The sequence below is a fragment of the Pseudomonas sp. NPDC079367 genome (assembly GCF_044542195.1).
In the GTDB taxonomy this organism is placed as follows: Bacteria; Pseudomonadota; Gammaproteobacteria; order Pseudomonadales; family Pseudomonadaceae; genus Aquipseudomonas.
Genome location: NZ_JBITTW010000019.1, coordinates 40,949 through 55,194 on the forward strand (window position 1 = coordinate 40,949; position 14,246 = coordinate 55,194).

The following is a 14,246-nucleotide window of genomic DNA, read 5'->3' on the forward strand; positions in this document are numbered from 1 at the left end:
GAAAGTGCGCCGGACACACTATCGGTGAACAGCACAATCAAGGTGGGGGCGAGCTTGCTCGCAAAAGCGATCTGTAAGTCAGCGCAGATATTCAGCTAGACCGCTGTAACAAGTCGCCAAATGATAAGGCGTGGTCGAAGGCATGTCCTTGCGGCTGACCTCTCCATTCTCATCGCGACACTCATGCCAGCCGCCGGCATGCAGAAACCGCTGCTGCAACGCCTGCAACTGGCGCAGCACTGACGCTTCACTTTCCGGGCGCAGTGTCAGCGCGCGCAGGTATTCGGCCTGAGCCCAGATCCGCTGCGTCGAATCCCTTGGCCTTCCGTTACCTTCCAGATCAAGCATCGCCCGTACGGCGCCGCAAGATTCCAGCACGCCATATTGTTCGGTAAAGACGAATGCCCGATCCAACGCCCGGTGCAGTTTCGAATCGCGGAACAGCGGCGACGATTCGAGCAGGAAATACCATTCAAACTGATGCCCCGGCTCATACCAGTTATCCACAGCGCCCAGCGGCTTTTCCATCAACATGCCGTATTGCGGATCGACGAATTGCTTGTGCATGGCTGTGCATAACTCAAGCAGGGCTTGTTGCGTGTGCGCATCTTCGCGTACGGCGAGAGTGGCGAGGAAGGCTTCGGCCAGATGCATCAACGGGTTTTGCAGTGGGCCGGTCTGCAGGGTGAGCCAGTCGCGCTCCAGGCAGGCTTCGTACAAGCCGTCACCGGTGGCGAAACGGCGGCCGATGATTTCCAGCGCGGCGTTCAATGTCGATTCCGCTAGCGAGTCGCGAGACTTGCCCCAGTAATGCGCGCAGGCGAACAGGATGAAGGCGTGGGTGTAGAGATCCTTGCGCTGATCCAGCGGCTTGCCTTGCGCATCAATGCTGTAGAACCAGCCGCCGTGCTCGGCATCATGGAAATGCCGTTGTAGAGAACGAAACAGCGCCGCCGCACGGACTTCGGCGTTATCCACAACCCCGATCAGGCTGGAGAACACATACAGCTGCCGTGCGCAGGCCATCGCCCGATAACGTTGTGCTGGCAGCGGTTGATGCGCGGCGTCCAGCGCCTCATACGGTAACGCCATGTCGGCGTTCCAGCCCGGGCCTTGCCACAGCGGCACGATCACGTCGAGGAAGTGCTGCTGCACTTGGCCAAACAGGGCGGTCAATTCGGGCAGGGCGGTGGAGCGGGAAGCGTGGGGCATGGGCGGAGGTCGTCACGGGCTGGGGCGATTGCGCGACATGGTAGCAGAGAGGCAGCCTTTAGAGGCCGGGTGTCTGATGGGCCGCTTTCGCGAGCAAGCCCGCTCCCGCAGGTTTTGTGCTCGCCACAAATCCAGTGTGGGAGCGGGCTTGCTCGCGAAGGGGACAGTTCAGGCGATAACCAATCAGCCCGCCAACAACCACACCCCAGTCGCCGCCGATGCAGCCCCAGCCAGTCGCACCAATGGCGCCGCTGCCTGCGGCAACACGCGCACCACGCCATAACCGAGCGCATGCAAAACAGCTGTCGCCGCGACAAACCCGGCCGCATACGCCCAAGGACTGCTCATCTCCGGCAGTTCCAAGCCATGCGCCACGCCGTGGAACAGCGCAAACAGCGCCGTCGCTGCCACCGCCATCACCAGCGGCGGACGCACCGCTAGGGCTACCGCCAGGCCCAGCGCCAATACCGAAGCGGCAATCCCGCTTTCCAGCGCCGGCAACTCAAGCCCTTCAAAACCGAGCAAACCGCCCAGCAGCATGGTGCCAACAAACGTGCACGGCAGCGCCCAACGCGCCGCGCCTTGTTGCTGCGCCGCCCACAAGCCGACGGCGAGCATTGCCAGCAAATGGTCGAGACCGCCGATCGGGTGGCTGATACCCGCGACGAGGCCGCTGGCGCCATGCCCCGGGTGAGCGAAGGCCAGTGCCGGTGTCAGCAGCAGCGCCACGGCGCCAAGAATGCGTTTGAGTGTCATGGATAAGCTTCCTTGTTGATAAGTGAATCAGGCAGCGGTCAGCAGGCCCTGACGTTCGATGAAGGCGATGATTTGCTCAAGGCCCTGACCGGTTTTCTGGTTGCTGAACACGAACGGCTTGCCGTTGCGCATGCGTTTGGTGTCGCTGTCCATCATTTCCAGCGAGGCGCCCACCAGCGGTGCGAGGTCGATCTTGTTGATCACCAGCAGGTCGGACTTGCAGATCCCCGGGCCGCCCTTGCGCGGCAGCTTGTCGCCGGCGGAAACGTCGATCACGTAGATGGTCAGGTCGGACAGCTCCGGGCTGAAGGTCGCTGAGAGGTTGTCGCCACCGGATTCGACCAGAATCAGATCCAGGCCCGCAAAGCGCCGGTTCAATTGATCGACCGCTTCAAGGTTGATCGAGGCGTCTTCGCGGATCGCCGTGTGCGGGCAGCCGCCGGTTTCCACGCCGATGATGCGCTCCGGCGCGAGGGCTTCGTTGCGCACCAGGAAATCGGCGTCTTCGCGGGTGTAGATATCGTTGGTGACCACGGCGAGGTTGTAGCGCTCGCGCAGGGCCAGGCACAGGGCCAGGGTCAACGCGGTCTTGCCGGACCCGACCGGGCCGCCGATGCCGACGCGCAGAGGTTGTGTATCCATTTCATTCTCCAAAAATAAACAGGCCTAAGAGCGGAAGAGGCGGCTGTACTGGCGTTCATGGGCCATGCACGCCAGGGACAGACCAAAAGCGGCACTGCCGATGTGTTCGGGATTGATTCGGCTTGCGTCGTGCTGCGCCTGTTGCAGCAGCGGCAGCAGTTCGCTGGTCAGACGCTGGGCCGCTTGCTGGCCCAACGGCAGGGTTTTCATCAACACGGCGAGCTGGTTTTCCAGCCAGCTCCACAGCCATGCGGCAAGCGCGTCCTGTGGGCTGATGCCCCAGGCGCGTGCTGCCAGTGCCCAGCACAAGGCCAGGTGCGGTTCTGCGGTCTGGTCAAGAAAGTCGCGGGCGGGCGCATCGAGTTCCGGCAGACCGTTCAGCAGCTGCTGCAAGGAGTAACCCATCTGCCGGCTCTCCAGATGCAGCTCGCGGGTTTCGCGGCTGGCGCGATGGCTCTCGCAGAGCTGCCGTAGTTCGGCCCAGTTTTCATCTGCTGCGGCTTGGCAATGCGCCAACAACAGCGGCGCTTCGAAGCGGGCGAGATTGAGCAGCAGTTGATCGCTGATCCAGCGGCGGGCGGCGTCAGGGGTGTGGACCCGGCCGTTATCCACCGCCATTTCCAGACCCTGGGAATAGCTGTAGCCACCAATCGGCAATTGCGGACTGGCCAGACGCAGCAGCGCCCAGGCCGGATTCACAGGCGCACGCCGAACTGGTGAAGTTTTGGCGCGTAGTTGAAGTCTTCGTCGCCGTGGCGGGAATGATGGTGGCCGCCCCCATATGCGCCGTGTTCCGGCTGGAACGGCGCTTCGATAGCCTCGACCTGGGCGCCGAGCTGTTCGAGCATGGCCTTGAGTACGTAATCGTCGAGCAGGCGCAGCCAGCCATCGCCAACTTGCAGGGCGACATGGCGGTTGCCGAGGTGATAAGCCGCGCGCGTCAGTTCGAACGCATTGGCGCACGTGACATGCAGCAGTTGTTCGGGACGGGCGTAGACGCGCACGACACGGCCGTCTTCGGCCTGCAAACATTCGCCGTCATACAGCGGTGGCTGGCCGCGCTCCAAAAACAACCCGACGTCTTCGCCTTCGGCACTGAAACAGCGCAAACGGCTTTTGCTGCGCGCTTCGAAGGTCAGGTGCAACTCGGCGGCCCAGACGGGTTGAGGGTCGATTCTGCGATGAATCACCAGCATCGGAAAGCTTCCAGCAATGAACGTTGAATGGGCTAGAGCAAGCGTCGCGCCAACCGGCCCATCTGTAGGAAATGGCTGACGGCGCGTGGCTGATCTTTCAACAGGTGCGGGGATTCTGGAAGGTTTTGGTGCATGAAGGATTTGTCATGCACCAAAGCGAGGCTGCGACGCATGACCCTTGTGGGAGCGGGCTCGCTCGCGAAGGCAGTGGGTCAGTTGATTAATCAAGGTGACTTGCATGACGCCTTCGCGAGCAAGCCCGCCCCACAGTTGGAGGCTTGGGTGTCAATGGTGGAGAAGGGACTACTCGGTACTGCCCAGGCCCTGCCAATGCTTGAGGCCGATGAAGATGAAGCGCAATTGCTGGGTGATCTTCGCTTGCGGGGTCAGATGCTCGGGCAGGGCTTCGGCCGGCGGGTCGATGATGTCTGGCAGGGTGGCGAATACTGATTTGACGATCAGGTCGGCCATCACGCTCAGACCGGCGATGTCCAGATGTTGCAGCTTGGGCATCAGCGCCAGGTCTGCAGCGAGGTCGGCGCTGATGTTTTCGCGCAGGCGCCCGATCGCCTGACGTACCGGCAGTGAGCCGCCGTACTGTTCGCGGGCGAGAAACAAAAATTGCGAGCGGTTGGCGTTGACCACATCAAGGAAGATGCGCACCGAAGCGTCGATGATGCCGCCCATGACGAATTCGTTGTGACGCACCAAGCGAATGGTCTCGCGGAAGGTCTGGCCGACTTCGCTGACCAGCACCAGCCCCAACGCGTCCATATCGGCGAAGTGACGGTAGAAACCGGTGGGCACGATGCCGGCGGTCTTGCTCACTTCGCGCAGGCTCAGGCTGCCGAATCCTCGGCCGCTTTCCATCAGGTGGCGGGCAGCGTCCATCAGGGCATTGCGGGTCTGTTGTTTCTGTTCGGCGCGGGGCAGCATCGCAAGGTGTGTTCTTCGGCAGGACAAGCGCCGCACTCTAGCAAATCGGCTTTGTCGGCGTCGAACGGGGAGTCGTGCAGGGAGGGTTTACAGAAGTTGAAAAGTCAAAAGCCCAATCCGCCGATTGGGCTTTTTTGCCGGGCCGTCATGGGCTCAGCTCACAGCGCTGTTGCGTTCGATGACACGGTCACCGCCACCTTCGGCGAGGGCTTGACCTTGTGGGGTCTTGTCGTAGCCGTCTTCTACCAGGCCTTTTTCTTCGAGACGGTTGCGGCCGTTTTCAGCCAGGGTCTGGCCTTGTGGGGTTTTGTCATAGCCATCTTCAGCCAGGGTCTGGCCTTGTGGGGTTTTGTCGTAGCCATCTTCAGCCAGGGTCTGGCCTTGTGGAGTTTTGTCGTAGCCGTCTTCAGCGAGCGTCTGGCTGAACACCGAGTGGCTGTCTTTGACTTGTGGAGTCGCCTGATCGGCAGCGGGCAGAGCGAAAGCAGTGCTGGCTAGCATCGACAGGGTAAGGCTGAGCAGTAATTGACGTTTCATGATGGTGGCTCCTTGGGAGGGCGATAAAGTGGGTACGAAGGCAATGCTACTCTCGATAAGTCGATATAAAAGTTCATAAACGCAATGGTAATAATCAACAGAATTGATTGTTCCGTGCGAAGGCTCTAGCCCGCGCCTTTGCGGGCGACGGTTTTGCACCGTCGTGGGTATTTTCGACTCACTCGCGCCTCGCAAAAGTGCGGGTCGCGGTAACACTGCTCGACCGATCGGTCAGGTTTGCCGGGCTTTTTATGGCTTAAACTGCCTTTCGATTAAACCTGCGGGCCTTTCGCCAGTCACAGACTGCACAGGGGCCGCTTCGGTCTGCCGTTTCAGCTGTGCGTCGGGTAATCGGCGTGCGGTCGTGATCAGGAGCTTTGTGCATGACGCGCACTGGAAAAATCTTCAGCTGGACCTTCGCCATCGTTGCGCTGCTGCTGGCAGCCTTGATTCTGATCATCGTGTTTTTCGACTGGAACCGGATCAAACCGACCATCAATGCCAAAGTCTCGGAAGAGCTGCATCGGGCGTTTGCCATCAATGGCAACCTCGCGGTGATCTGGCGGCGCGAGCCGGAAGAAGGCGGCTGGCGCGCCTGGGTGCCGTGGCCGCACGTGGTCGCCGAGGACTTGAGCCTGGGCAACCCGGACTGGTCGAAACAACCGCAAATGGTCACGCTCAAGCGCGTCGAGTTGCGCATTTCGCCGCTGGCCCTGCTGGCGCAGCGCGTAGTGATTCCGCGCATCGACCTGACCGAGCCGAACGCTGAGCTGCAACGTCTGGCCGATGGCCGCGCCAACTGGACGTTCAAGTTCGATCCCAAAGACCCGAACGCCGAACCGTCGAACTGGGTGGTCGACATCGGCGCCATCGGTTTCGACAAGGGCCATGTGACCCTCGACGATGAGACCCTGAAAACCAATCTCGACGTGCTGATCGACCCGCTCGGCAAGCCGATTCCATTCAGCGAAATCGTCGGCGACAAAGCGGCGAAAACTGCCCAGGACAAGGGCGGCGCCCCGCAGGACTACGCCTTTGCACTTAAGGTCAAAGGCCAGTACCACGCGCAGAACCTTACCGGGCAGGGCAAGATCGGCGGGCTGTTGGCGTTGCAGGACGCGAACAGACCGTTCCCGTTACAGGCCCAGGCGAAGATTGGCGACACGCGTATCGAACTGGCCGGCACCCTGACTGACCCGCTGAATCTCGGCGCTCTCGACCTTCGCTTGAAACTCGCTGGCGACAGTCTCGGCAATCTTTACCCGCTGACCGGCGTGACCCTGCCGGACACCCCACCGTATTCCACTGACGGCCACCTGATCGCCAAGCTGCATGACGCGGCCGGGGCGAAATTCACTTATGAAAAATTCAACGGCAAGATCGGCGACAGCGACATCCACGGCGACCTGACCTACGTGGCCAGCCAGCCACGGCCGAAACTCAGTGGCGCGTTGGTTTCCAATCAATTGCTGTTCGCCGACCTCGCACCGCTGATCGGCGCCGATTCCAACACCGAGCAAAAGGCTCGTGGCGGCGCGAGCAAGCAGCCAACGGACAAAGTCCTGCCGGTCGAAGAGTTCAAGACCGATCGCTGGCGCGCCATGGATGCCGACGTCGAGTTCACCGGCAAGCGCATCGTCCACAGCGAGAAGCTGCCGTTCAACGACCTCTATACCCACCTGAAACTCAACGACGGCGAACTCAGCCTGGAGCCGCTGCGCTTTGGCGTCGCTGGCGGCACGCTGGATGCGCAGATCCGCCTCAATGGCCGCACCGAGCCGCTGGAAGGCCGGGCGCGCTTGACCGCACGCAAATTCAAACTCAAAGAGCTGTTCCCGACCTTCGAGCCGATGAAAACCAGTTTCGGTGAGCTCAACGGTGATGCCGATATCAGCGGGCGGGGCAACTCCGTGGCGAAGCTGCTCGGCGGCGCCAACGGTAATCTGAAGATGTTGATCAACGACGGTGCGATCAGCCGTGAGCTGATGGAACTGGCCGGGCTCAATGTCGGTAACTACGTGGTCGGCAAGATCTTTGGCGACAAGGAAGTGAAGATCAACTGCGCGGCGGCGGACTTCGACATCAAGACCGGCCTGGCCACCACGCGGCTGTTTGTCTTCGATACCGAGAACGCGATCATCTACATCGATGGCACGGCGAACATGGCCACCGAGCAACTCGATTTGACCGTCACTCCGGAATCCAAGGGCTGGCGTTTGATCTCGCTGCGCTCGCCGCTGTATGTGCGCGGCAAGTTCATCAAGCCGGATGCCGGTGTTAAAGCGGTGCCGCTGATGCTGCGCGGCGCGGGGATGGTTGCATTGGGCGTGATTGCCGCACCGGCGGCGGGACTGCTGGCGCTGGTCGCGCCTAGCGGTGGCGAGCCGAATCAGTGTGCGCCGTTGCTTGAGCAGATGAAGCAGGGCAAGGCACCGGTGACCGTCAAACCCAGCAAGTAAGCAGGGCAGAAGCCAAAGATCGCAGCCTTCGGCAGCTCCTACAGGGGAATGCATTCCAACTGTGGGAGCTGCCGAAGGCTGCGATCTTTTGCTTTTAAGGGTTACAGGTCGTTGAGGATGTCCGCCATATCGTCGGCGTGCTCTTCTTCCTGGGCGAGGATGTCTTCGAAGATGCGGCGGGTGGTCGGGTCCTTGTCACCGATGTACTGGATGATTTCGCGGTAGCTGTCGATGGCGATGCGCTCGGCCACCAGGTCTTCGTACACCATTTCCTTGAGCGAATTGCCGGCCACGTACTGCGCGTGGGACAGCTTGCTCAGCAGGTCGGGATTGAACTCCGGCTCGCCGCCCAGTTGCACGATGCGTTCGGCGAGGCGATCAGCATGCTCGGCTTCCTGATTGGCGTGTTCGAGGAATTCATCGGCGGCGACATTGGCTTTCAGGCCGTTGGCCATGAAGTAGTGGCGCTTGTAGCGCAAGGTGCACACCAGCTCGGTGGCCAGCGACTCGTTGAGCAAGCGCAGTATTTCTTCACGGTTCGCGTTGTAGCCCTCGGTGACCGCGCCGTTTTCCACGTGTTGCCGCGCACGTTCACGCAGGGTTTGAACATCAGACAAATGCAGGTCACTCATTTCATTCTCCTGGAGGCTAATCCGATAAGCGCCACGTTCTGAAGACGCGGTCGCTACCCAGGGTGTGAGTCTTGAGCGAAGCGAAAGTTTTATGCGATTTGCCGCGCCACCGTGGCCGGGAGCGATACTTGAAGCAGGCTGATTGTTGAGTTGTCACCGTCATGGTGGATGCTTGGCGGGCGTCTTGCAGATCAAGTGTTCACTCACCGCGCACAAGGATGTAACCCATGTCGACACGTTATCCACTGGTGCTGGTGCCAGGCATGCTCGGCTTTGTCCGGCTGGTGCTTTACCCGTATTGGTTCGGCATCATCAAGGCCTTGCGCCGTGGTGGTGCGACGGTGATTGCGGTGCAGGTCTCGCCGCTCAACTCCACCGAGGTGCGCGGTGAGCAGTTGCTGGCGCGGATCGAGGAAGTCCTGCGCGAGACCGGGGCGCAAAAAGTCAACCTGTTCGGTCATAGCCAGGGCGCGCTGACCGCACGGTATGCGGCGGCGAAGCGTCCGGATCTGGTCGCCTCGGTGACCTCGGTGGCCGGGCCGAATCAGGGCTCTGAACTGGCCGATTATCTGGAAAAGCACTATCCCGCCAACAGCGCCAAGGGTCGCTTGCTCGAAGCGTCGCTGCGCCTGATCGGCTGGCTCATGGCATTGCTCGACACCGGGTATCACGGGCCGAAACTGCCGGTGGATATCCACGCCTCCCACCAATCGCTGACCACGGCGGGCGCCGCCTTGTTCAATCAGCGTTATCCGCAGGGGCTGCCGCAAACCTGGGGTGGGCAGGGGCCGGAAGAGGTCAACGGTGTGCGTTACTACTCCTGGTCGGGGACGCTGCAACCGGGCAAGACCGATCGGGGCGGCAATCTTGTCGACGGGACGAATCGCAGTTGTCGGTTGTTCGCCAGAACCTTCGTCCGCGAGCGAGGGCAGTGCGATGGCATGGTCGGCCGTTATAGCTCGCATCTGGGCACGGTGATCGGTGATGACTATCCGCTGGATCATTTCGACATCGTCAATCAGTCGCTGGGGCTGGTGGGCAAGGGCGCGGATCCGGTGCGGTTGTTTGTCGAGCATGCGGCGCGACTGGCGGCAGCTGGTTTATGAAAGCACGATCTTTTTCAATCAGGGGACGCTGATCCGGCGGCCCAGCACCGTGGTCCAGCGCTCCGACAAAACTACCCCACCCAAGGTCAACAACCCGCCCACCAGGTGATACATCGCCAACCGCTCCTTCAACACCACTGCCGCAATCAACGCGGTAATCAGTGGCAGCAGGTTGAAAAACAACGTCGTCCGACTCGGTCCCAGCCGCTGCACTGCTTGCATCCACGCCAGCGGTGCGACCATTGAAGCCAGTAGGCACGCGTACAGCACCAGCGGCACGTTATGCAGGTTCAGCCCGGTCTTCGGCGAAACCGCAAACAGCGGAAACAACACCACAATCGCCACCAGCACCTGCAAATACAGCAACACCAGCGGCGGCAAACGCAGCTGCCACTTTTTCAACAGCGTGCTGTAGACCGCGTAGGCCAGCGTCGCGATCAGCATCATCGCATCGCCCAGATTGACCCCATGTTGCAGCAGCGCACCGAGGCTGCCGGACGACACCACCACCAGCACGCCGGCAAACGACAGTACTGCGCCGACCAAGGCACCAGCGGTCAGGCGCTGGCCGAGGCTGATGATCGCCATCGCCAGCGACATCAATGGCATCAACGACAGGATGATGCCCATGTTGGTCGCGGTGGTCAGTGTTGCAGCGAAATAGGCGAGGCTCTGATACACCGCCATGCCGAGCACACCGAGAATGAAAATCCGCCGCAGATTTGGCCGAATCTGCGGCCAGTGCGCGATGACTTTCCTGAGCATGAATGGAGTGAACAGCACGCCGGCGAGCAGCCAGCGATAGAAGCCGATCTCGGCCGGAAAAATCGCTCCGACCGCCAGTTTGTTGATCACGGTGTTGCCGGCCCAGATGAAAATCGCCAGCAGGGGAAACGCGTATTGCATGAGACAAAACCAGTACGTTGATGAAGCGCGATTATCCCTTGTCTGGATGCAGGCCTATACTGCAAAACGGACAACCCGCCTCTGCATTCGGACAGCATGAACAGCAAACACATCGATCTGCTCGATTTCAGCCAACTGCCCTCGGCGGTGTATTTCCGCTACGCCGATTTCACTGCCCACGAATTTGCCGCGCCGCACCGACACCCGTGGGGCACGCTCGAGTATGCGGCCCATGGCGTGCTGCACATGGATGTCGAGGGCAGCCGCTTCATGTCGCCGCCGCAATACGCGGTGTGGGTGCCACCCGAGGTCGAGCACAGTTTCTACAGCCATCAGCCGGTCAACTACCGCGCGGTATGCCTTGATTCCGACGTCTGCACGCGGCTGCCGACGCGCGCCTGCACACTGGCGATCAGCGACATTCTCAAAGCGATTCTCAAGGACTTCGCCGCCCGCGATGTAAAGATTCCCGAGCACGAGGCCGATCGGCGTCTGGCTCAGGTACTGGTCGATCAACTGCAACAGGCGCCGGTGCAGGAATGTTATCTGCCGTATGCAAGCAGTCCCGGCTTGCTGACGATTCTTGAAGCCTTGCAGGCCGAGCCCGGCAACAACCAACCCTTGGCGCATTGGGCCGCCCAAGTGCATGTCAGCGAGCGGACGTTGGCGCGCCAGTTCGTTCGTGAGCTGGGCATGAGCTTTGGTGAATGGCGCCAGCGCTTGCGTTATCTGGCGGCGATCGAAGCGCTGGAGACGTCGCGCTCGGTGCAGGAAATCGCTTTCGACCTCGGCTACAGCAGCGGCTCGGCGTTCATCGCCATGTTTGCCCGTCAAGCCGGATGCACGCCGGAGCAATACCGGCGCAGCCACCTTCAGGGCAGGAAGGTGTAACAAGCTTTGACTACACTGCGACAGAGGCCGCATCCATCGGTGCGGCAACAAGGAGAAAACTCCATGAAGATGTTGCGTGTGCCGTTGTTGATGATCGGGCTGCTCCTGTGTTCCCAGGGTTTCGCCGCCACGGCGCAACAGAACAAGATGACCACTTGCAATGCCGATGCGACTGCCAAAAGTCTGAAGGGCGACGAGCGCAAGGCTTTCATGAGCACCTGCCTGAAAGCGGCGCCTGCGGCCAACGATGGCAAGGTGCTGACGCCGCAACAGCAGAAGATGACCACCTGCAATGCCGATGCGAAAACCAAAGCGCTGACCGGCGATGCGCGCAAGGCATTCATGAGCGATTGCCTGAAGAAGAAATAAGATCAAAAGATCGCAGCCTTCGGCAGCTCCTCCATCAGATCGTGATTCTGTAGGCGCTGCCGCAGGCTGCGATCTTTGCGGCGCGACGACGACCCAGGGTCTGCGCTCGCTTCGGCACCGGATCGCTGGCAGACTGCCCATCCTTTCACGCCGTTCGTTTTGAGGCTGTATGCCAACGTTTTCTCAGCGTCATGTTGTGTTCTGGGTCAGTTGCATCATCATTTTTGGCGGTTTGCTGCTGGTGCTGCCGCTACGCCTGTTGCCGAGCCTGCTGGCCGGGTTGCTGGTGTTCGAGCTGGTCAACATGCTTACCCCGCAACTGCAACGGCTGATCGAAGGACGGCGTGCGCGCTGGTTGGCGGTGGCGCTGCTCGGCACGCTGGTCGTGAGCGTGCTGGCGCTGATTTTCGCCGGAGCCATCAGTTTCCTGTTGCACGAAGCAGAAAACCCCGGCGCCTCCCTCGACAAATTCATGGGCGTAGTCGATCGCGCGCGAGGGCAGTTGCCGCCGTTCATCGACGCCTATCTGCCGGCCAGTGCCGCTGAATTTCGCGTGGCGATCGGTGAGTGGGCGAGCAAACACCTGGCCGACCTGCAACTGGTCGGCAAGGACGCTGCGCACATGTTCGTCACCCTGCTGATCGGCATGGTCCTGGGCGCGATCATCGCCCTGCAGCGCATCCCTGACGTGACCAAGCGCAAGCCGCTGGCCGCCGCTTTGTTCGACCGTTTGCATCTGCTGGTGCAGGCGTTTCGCAATATCGTTTTCGCGCAGATCAAGATTTCCCTGCTCAACACCGTGTTCACCGGAATCTTCCTCGCGGTGATCCTGCCGATGTTCGGCATCAAGCTGCCGCTGACCAAAACCCTGATCGTGCTGACCTTCCTGCTCGGCCTGCTGCCGGTGATCGGCAACCTGATGTCGAACACGCTGATCACCATCGTCGGCCTGTCGCTGTCGATCTGGGTGGCGATCGCGGCGCTGGGCTATCTGATCGTTATCCACAAGCTCGAATACTTTCTCAACGCGCGCATCGTTGGTGGGCAGATCAGTGCCAAGTCGTGGGAGTTGCTCTTGGCGATGCTGGTGTTCGAAGCCGCGTTCGGCCTGCCGGGGGTGGTGGCGGGGCCGATTTATTACGCTTATCTGAAGAGTGAGTTGAAGCTCGGAGGAATGGTGTAACTCCAGATGGTTCCCACGCTCTGCGTGGGAATGCATCCCGTGACGCTCCGCGTCACAGCCTCAACAGCGGACGCAGAGCGTCCATGGCGGCATTCCCACGCGGAGCGCGGGAACGATCAGGGCTCAGGACAGATCAGGCCATCGCGCCATAGCGCTTCATGGCTTCAATCGCCAGGCCGCTGCCGATGCTGCCAAATATATTCCCCTCGACATGCCGCGCGTTCGGCAGCATCGCCGAGACGCTGTTGCGCAGGGCCGGGATGCCGCTGGAACCACCCGTGAAAAACACCGTGTCGACCTGATCGACCGCCACCCCAGCATCAGTCAACAACTGTGTAACGCTGCCGCGCACGCGCTCCAGCAGTGCTTCGATCGCCGATTCGAACAACGCGCGGCTCAGCTCGACGCTCAGCCCGGCCTCGATGCGATCCAGCGGCACATGGCGGCTGTCGGTGTGGGTCAGCTGGATCTTGGTTTCTTCGACTTCCATCGCCAGCCAGTGCCCGGCGCGCTGTTCGATCAGCTTGAACAGACGATCAATACCGCCGTTGTCTTCGATGTCATAGCGCATGCTGCCCAGCGCCAGGGTGGACTTCTGCGAGTACACCGAGTTGATCGTGTGCCAGGTTGCCAGGTTCATGTGGTGGCTGGTCGGCATGTAGGCGCCGCTCTTCATCCGGCTGCCGTAGCCGAACAGGGGCATCAGGCCTTGCAGGCTGAGCTGTTTGTCGAAGTCGGTCCCGCCAATGTGCACACCGCCGGTGGCGAGGATGTCATCGTGACGGTTGTCGAGACCGCGCCGCTCGGGCGACAGGCGTACCAGCGAGAAGTCGGAGGTACCACCGCCGATGTCGACGATCAGCACCAGCTCTTCTTTCTCGATGGTCGACTCGTAGTCGAAGGCCGCCGCGATCGGCTCGTACTGGAACGACACGTCCTTGAAACCGATTTTGTGCGCCACTTCCACGAGTGTGTCTTCGGCTTCCTGGTCGGCGAGCGGATCGTCATCGACGAAGAACACCGGACGGCCCAGCACCACTTGCTCGAATTCCCGACCGGCGGTGGCTTCGGCGCGGCTCTTCAATTGGCCGATGAACAGCCCGAGCAGGTCCTTGAACGGCATCGCCGTGCCGAGGACGCTGGTGTCGTGCTTGATCAGCTTGGAACCGAGCAAACTCTTGAGCGAGCGCATCAGTCGGCCTTCGTAGCCTTCCAGATATTCGTGCAGCGCCAGACGTCCGTAGACCGGGCGACGTTCCTCGATGTTGAAGAAGACCACCGACGGCAGGGTGATCTTGTCGTCTTCCAGCGCAATCATGGTGTCCATGCCGGGGCGCAGCCAGCCGACGGTGGAGTTGGACGTGCCGAAGTCGATGCCGCAGGCACGGGCTGGAGAGGCGTCTTTCATGTCTTTCGGTTCC

15 protein-coding genes are annotated in these 14,246 nt (G+C 61.0%); 5 read left to right on the forward strand and 10 right to left on the reverse strand.

Translation table 11 applies throughout. The features are described 5' to 3' along the window. Positions 1–78 precede the first annotated feature (78 nt). From ACIGDJ_RS16350 to ACIGDJ_RS16380, 7 genes are all read right to left on the reverse strand, one after another. A complete protein-coding gene (locus ACIGDJ_RS16350) occupies positions 79–1,212 on the reverse strand; it encodes an AGE family epimerase/isomerase (RefSeq protein ID WP_312997504.1) in 1,134 nt (377 codons plus the stop codon). A gap of 183 nt (positions 1,213–1,395) precedes the next feature. Continuing rightward, positions 1,396–1,968, reverse strand: a complete 573-nt coding sequence (locus tag ACIGDJ_RS16355) for a HupE/UreJ family protein (RefSeq protein WP_312997501.1) — start codon at positions 1,966–1,968, stop codon at positions 1,396–1,398. A 27-nt stretch (positions 1,969–1,995) separates the two neighbouring features. Then, positions 1,996–2,610 (reverse strand): urease accessory protein UreG, encoded by a 615-nt coding sequence (ureG, locus tag ACIGDJ_RS16360; RefSeq protein ID WP_101157686.1) that lies wholly within the window; start codon positions 2,608–2,610, stop codon positions 1,996–1,998. Between the two features lie 24 nt (positions 2,611–2,634). Continuing rightward, a complete protein-coding gene (locus ACIGDJ_RS16365; protein ID WP_312997495.1) occupies positions 2,635–3,309 on the reverse strand; it encodes an urease accessory protein UreF in 675 nt (224 codons plus the stop codon). Further along, positions 3,306–3,806 (reverse strand): urease accessory protein UreE, encoded by a 501-nt coding sequence (ureE, locus tag ACIGDJ_RS16370; RefSeq protein WP_101157682.1) that lies wholly within the window; start codon positions 3,804–3,806, stop codon positions 3,306–3,308. The genes ACIGDJ_RS16365 and ureE overlap by 4 nt, the downstream gene beginning before the upstream one ends. Before the next feature lie 303 nt (positions 3,807–4,109). Beyond that, positions 4,110–4,742 carry a TetR family transcriptional regulator gene (locus tag ACIGDJ_RS16375; RefSeq protein ID WP_101158356.1) on the reverse strand — a complete coding sequence of 211 codons (633 nt, stop codon included), beginning with the start codon at positions 4,740–4,742 and terminating at the stop codon, positions 4,110–4,112. Between the two features lie 153 nt (positions 4,743–4,895). Then, positions 4,896–5,279: a hypothetical protein gene (locus ACIGDJ_RS16380; RefSeq protein ID WP_041480705.1), complete on the reverse strand. Its 384-nt coding sequence runs from the start codon at positions 5,277–5,279 to the stop codon at positions 4,896–4,898. A 383-nt stretch (positions 5,280–5,662) separates the two neighbouring features. Here ACIGDJ_RS16380 and ACIGDJ_RS16385 point away from each other — a divergent pair, with 383 nt between their 5' ends. Next, positions 5,663–7,738, forward strand: a complete 2,076-nt coding sequence (locus tag ACIGDJ_RS16385) for an AsmA family protein (protein WP_312997487.1) — start codon at positions 5,663–5,665, stop codon at positions 7,736–7,738. Positions 7,739–7,839: 101 nt separating this feature from the next. Here the strand turns inward: ACIGDJ_RS16385 and ACIGDJ_RS16390 are convergent, their stop codons facing one another. Continuing rightward, positions 7,840–8,370, reverse strand: coding sequence for a bacterioferritin (locus tag ACIGDJ_RS16390; protein WP_039756965.1), 531 nt, complete (start codon positions 8,368–8,370; stop codon positions 7,840–7,842). Between the two features lie 227 nt (positions 8,371–8,597). Between ACIGDJ_RS16390 and ACIGDJ_RS16395 the strand changes: the two genes are divergently transcribed. Continuing rightward, on the forward strand, positions 8,598–9,476 hold the full coding sequence (locus ACIGDJ_RS16395) for a triacylglycerol lipase (protein WP_101158354.1): 879 nt from the start codon (positions 8,598–8,600) through the stop codon (positions 9,474–9,476). Positions 9,477–9,494: 18 nt separating this feature from the next. On the opposite strand, the gene ACIGDJ_RS16400 is transcribed toward ACIGDJ_RS16395, so the two are convergent. Then, positions 9,495–10,382: a DMT family transporter gene (locus ACIGDJ_RS16400; RefSeq protein WP_101158353.1), complete on the reverse strand. Its 888-nt coding sequence runs from the start codon at positions 10,380–10,382 to the stop codon at positions 9,495–9,497. A 96-nt stretch (positions 10,383–10,478) separates the two neighbouring features. On the opposite strand from ACIGDJ_RS16400, the gene ACIGDJ_RS16405 reads away from it, so the two are divergent. The 3 genes from ACIGDJ_RS16405 to ACIGDJ_RS16415 all read left to right on the forward strand — a co-directional run bounded on the left by ACIGDJ_RS16405 (position 10,479) and on the right by ACIGDJ_RS16415 (position 12,825). Next, positions 10,479–11,273, forward strand: coding sequence for a helix-turn-helix transcriptional regulator (locus ACIGDJ_RS16405; protein ID WP_101158352.1), 795 nt, complete (start codon positions 10,479–10,481; stop codon positions 11,271–11,273). Between the two features lie 63 nt (positions 11,274–11,336). After that, entirely contained in the window at positions 11,337–11,642 is a 306-nt protein-coding gene (locus ACIGDJ_RS16410) for a PsiF family protein (RefSeq protein ID WP_039756973.1), read from the forward strand. A gap of 169 nt (positions 11,643–11,811) precedes the next feature. Further along, positions 11,812–12,825, forward strand: a complete 1,014-nt coding sequence (locus tag ACIGDJ_RS16415; RefSeq protein ID WP_101158351.1) for an AI-2E family transporter — start codon at positions 11,812–11,814, stop codon at positions 12,823–12,825. Positions 12,826–12,958: 133 nt separating this feature from the next. On the opposite strand, the gene ACIGDJ_RS16420 is transcribed toward ACIGDJ_RS16415, so the two are convergent. Then, complete coding sequence (locus ACIGDJ_RS16420) at positions 12,959–14,233, reverse strand: Hsp70 family protein (RefSeq protein ID WP_397479225.1); 1,275 nt, start codon at positions 14,231–14,233, stop codon at positions 12,959–12,961. Positions 14,234–14,246: the final 13 nt, after the last annotated feature.